Below are 3,443 nucleotides of genomic sequence, written 5' to 3' on the forward strand. Positions count from 1 at the left end.
CCCGGCTCAAGCCCGGAATGACGGAAGCCCCCCTACCGCTTCACACTCCGCCGCATCCGCTTGCGCAGCGACCCCGGCATCCAGCGCGCGGCGAACGCCATGCGGTGCGCGGTCTTGCCGACATAGGTGTGGACCGCGTTGCCGTGCACCGCAGCCCAGGCCGCGTCGGCGACCGCCTCGACCCCGGTCAGCTCGAGCCCCGCGCCCGTCACCGTCTCGCGGATTGACCGGTTCGATCCCCCCGCGGTCGTGTTCAGCAGCGGCGTGTCGATGAAGCTCGGCACGATCGCGCGCACCTTGATCCCGTCGCCCGCCCATTCGCCGTCGAGCGCCTCGGTGATCGCGCGCACCCCGAACTTGGTCGCCGAATAGGGCGCCAGCCCCGACGAGCCATAGATTGCCGACGCAGATGCGGTGTTGAGCAGGCACGATCCCGGCGTCCGCTTCAGATAGCCATGACCGATCTTCGCGCCGTTCAGCACGCCGACCAGGTTGACCCCGACCACCCGGTCGATCTCGGCGAAGTCGGTCGTCGCGAGCGGCCCGCCAGAGCCGATTCCGGCATTGTTGAACAGCACGTCGAGCCGCCCGCCCGTCACGGCCGTGAACGCATCGAGCGACGCCACCCACGCGTCGCGGTCGCGTACGTCCATCACATAGGTCGACGCCCCCTCGGGCAGCAGCGCCGCGGTCTCCGCCAGCCCCGCGGCGCTGACGTCGGCCAGCCCGATCCGCCAGCCCTTGCGCGCGAACAGCAAAGCGGTCGCGCGGCCGATCCCCGATCCGCCGCCGGTGATGAATATGCTCTGCTGGCTCATGGCCGATCCTCTCCGTTTGATTTTGCGGTATGTTTCCCGCATCCTGCGCCCAGATGCCAGATCAATCTCCAGCGCTCGCTTTCGAACGCGTCACCAGGGCTTACGGCGCGACGATCGCGGTCGATGCGGTCTCGCTCGAGATCGCGGGCGGCAGCTTCGTCGCGCTCGTCGGCACGTCGGGATCGGGCAAGTCGACCCTCCTCAAGACGATCAACCGCCTCGTCGAGCCGAGCGACGGCCGCGTCCTGCTCGACGGCACCGACGTCACGTACGGCCCCGCGCCCGCGCTGCGCCGCCGGGTCGGCTATGTCTTCCAGAATATCGGCCTGTTCCCGCACATGACGATCGCCGAGAACATCGCGATCGGGCTGCGCATCGCCGGCCGCGGCGACGAGGCGGATGTCGGCGCGCTGCTCGATCTCGTCGACCTGCCGCGCGGCATCGCCGGACGTCTGCCCGACGCGCTGTCGGGTGGCCAGCGCCAACGCGTCGGCATCGCCCGCGCGCTCGCGCCGGGGGCAAAGCTGCTGCTCCTCGACGAGGCGTTCGGCGCGCTCGATCCCGTCACCCGCGACGCGCTCGGCACGCGCATCCGCGAGCTGCACGACCGGCTGGGCCTCACCACCATCCTCGTCACGCACGACATGGCGGAGGCGCTGCTGCTCGCCGACCGCGTGCTCGTCATGAAGGCCGGGCAGATCGTCGCCGATGCGACCCCCGCAGCCCTCGTAGCGGGTGAGGGCGGCGACGACGCCCAGGCTTTGGTCCAGGTCCCGCGCGCGCAGGCCGACCGCCTCCGGGCGCTCGTCGCATGAGCGCGTTCCTCGACGCGCTGACCCGCGTGCCGCCGCTGCTCGCCAGTCACGTCCTGCTGTCCGCGGCGGCGCTCCTGCTCGGCATCGCGATCAGCCTGCCGCTCGCGATCTGGTCCGCGCGCAACGCCGCGGTCGCGCGCGTCGCGCTCGGTTTCGCCAGCCTCGTCCAGACGGTCCCCAGCCTCGCGCTGCTCGCGCTCTTCTATCCGCTGCTGCTCAGCCTGTCCGCGCTGGTCGGCGGCGGGATCCCGGCCTTGGGCTTCCTCCCCTCGCTGATCGCGCTAACGCTCTATGCGCTGCTGCCGATCCTGCGCAACGCGGTCGCGGGGCTGCAGGGGCTCGACCCCGCGGTGTCGCAGGCCGCCGACGCGGTCGGCATGACGCCCGCGCAGAAGCTCCGCCTCGTCGAGGCCCCGCTCGCCGCCCCCGTCGTCGTCGCCGGCATCCGCACCGCCGCGGTCTGGACGATCGGCGCGGCGACGCTGTCGACCACGGTCGGCCAGCCAAGTCTGGGCGACCTGATCTTCGCCGGGCTCCAGACGCAGAACTGGGCGCTGGTGCTTGCCGGCTGCGTCAGCGCAGCGGCGCTCGCGCTCGCGGTCGACGCACTGATCGGCGGGATCGAACAGGGCATCCGCGCACGCCGTCGCTGGCTGTGGATCGCGAGCGCCGCGCTGCTGGTCGCAGGGACCGCGCTCGCCACCGCGCCGCTCTGGCCCCGCGGCGGCGGCGGCGACCGGACGGTCGTCGTCGGCGCGAAGAACTTCTCCGAGCAATATATCCTCGCGCGGCTGATCGGCGACCGGCTGACGCGCGCGGGCTACACCGTCACCTATCGCGACGGCCTGGGCTCGGCGCTCGTCTTCGGTGCGCTCGCAGGCGGCGATATCGACGTCTATGTCGATTATGCCGGCACGATCTGGGCCAACGAGATGAAGCGCAGCGACGTGCCCGAGCGCACGAAGATGGTCGCCGATATCGGCGCTTGGGCAAAGAGCACGCACGGCGTCGGCCTGGTCGGCACGCTCGGGTTCGAGAATGCGTATGCCTTTGCGATGAAGGCGGACGTGGCGCGCCGCCAGCGCATCGCGAGCCTCGACGATCTGGTGAAGGCCGCGCCCGGCCTGACGCTCGGCAGCGACCTAGAATTCCTCGAACGCCCCGAATGGGCGGCGGTGAAACGCGCCTATCCGCTCCGCTTCGCACGCACCACGCCGTACAGCCCGACCTTCATGTACCGCGCACTGCAGAGCGGCAAGGCGGACGTCATCTCCGCCTTTTCCTCGGACGGCCGGATCGCCGCGGACAAGCTGACCGTGCTCACCGACCCGCGCCACGCGATCCCGGGCTATGACGCGATCCTGATGGTCGCCCCCGCGCGTGCGAACGACGCGCGCTTCACCGCCGCGCTCCGCCCGCTTGTTGGCCGCATCCCGGTCGAGGCGATGCGCACCGCCAACTACCAGGTCGACCGCGACACCGACAAACAGACCCCCGAAGCCGCCGCCCGCTGGCTCGCGACCAGGATTGGCCTGTAACCCCACCCGTCATCCTGACGGCCTCAGAAAAACAGCTTCCGCACGCTCAACCGCACCGTCCGCCCCAGCGGATCCAGATAATCCGGCTGATAGGTATTCGGCACCGCCCCGCTCGCATCCGTCACCCGCTGCCGCGTGTTAAACACATTGTCGACCGACAGCGTGACGCGCATCCCGCGCAGCCACGGCCGCGCCTTCACCCATTCGAGCCGCTGCCCCAGATCCGCGAACAGCCGCACGTTTGCGGTCGCCAGCCCGCCGAAATTGAGCGT

The 3,443-nt window shown here is 70.6% G+C and carries 4 protein-coding genes; 2 read left to right on the plus strand and 2 right to left on the minus strand.

From position 1 onward, the window contains the following. Positions 1–32: 32 nt before the first annotated feature. The gene (locus tag sphsw_RS12640) at positions 33–818 is read right to left on the minus strand and encodes an SDR family oxidoreductase (RefSeq protein ID WP_031440926.1); all 786 of its coding nucleotides are present in this window, start codon (positions 816–818) and stop codon (positions 33–35) included. A gap of 53 nt (positions 819–871) precedes the next feature. Between sphsw_RS12640 and sphsw_RS12645 the strand changes: the two genes are divergently transcribed. After that, entirely contained in the window at positions 872–1,633 is a 762-nt protein-coding gene (locus sphsw_RS12645) for an ATP-binding cassette domain-containing protein (RefSeq protein ID WP_031440927.1), read from the plus strand. Further along, positions 1,630–3,171 (plus strand): ABC transporter permease/substrate-binding protein, encoded by a 1,542-nt coding sequence (locus tag sphsw_RS12650; RefSeq protein WP_031440928.1) that lies wholly within the window; start codon positions 1,630–1,632, stop codon positions 3,169–3,171. The genes sphsw_RS12645 and sphsw_RS12650 overlap by 4 nt, the downstream gene beginning before the upstream one ends. Before the next feature lie 23 nt (positions 3,172–3,194). On the opposite strand, the gene sphsw_RS12655 is transcribed toward sphsw_RS12650, so the two are convergent. Next, the coding region (locus sphsw_RS12655; protein ID WP_031440929.1) for a TonB-dependent receptor at positions 3,195–3,443 on the minus strand (249 nt) is incomplete at its 5' end.

Source organism: Sphingomonas sp. FUKUSWIS1, assembly GCF_000733135.1.
Classification (GTDB): Bacteria; Pseudomonadota; Alphaproteobacteria; order Sphingomonadales; family Sphingomonadaceae; genus Sphingomonas; species Sphingomonas aerolata.

Coding starts and splice junctions, on each gene's coding strand:
- sphsw_RS12640 (WP_031440926.1), bottom strand. CDS start 818: ATGAGCCAGCAGAGCATATTCATCACCGGCGGCGGATCGGGGATCGGC.
- sphsw_RS12645 (WP_031440927.1), top strand. CDS start 872: ATGCCAGATCAATCTCCAGCGCTCGCTTTCGAACGCGTCACCAGGGCT.
- sphsw_RS12650 (WP_031440928.1), top strand. CDS start 1,630: ATGAGCGCGTTCCTCGACGCGCTGACCCGCGTGCCGCCGCTGCTCGCC.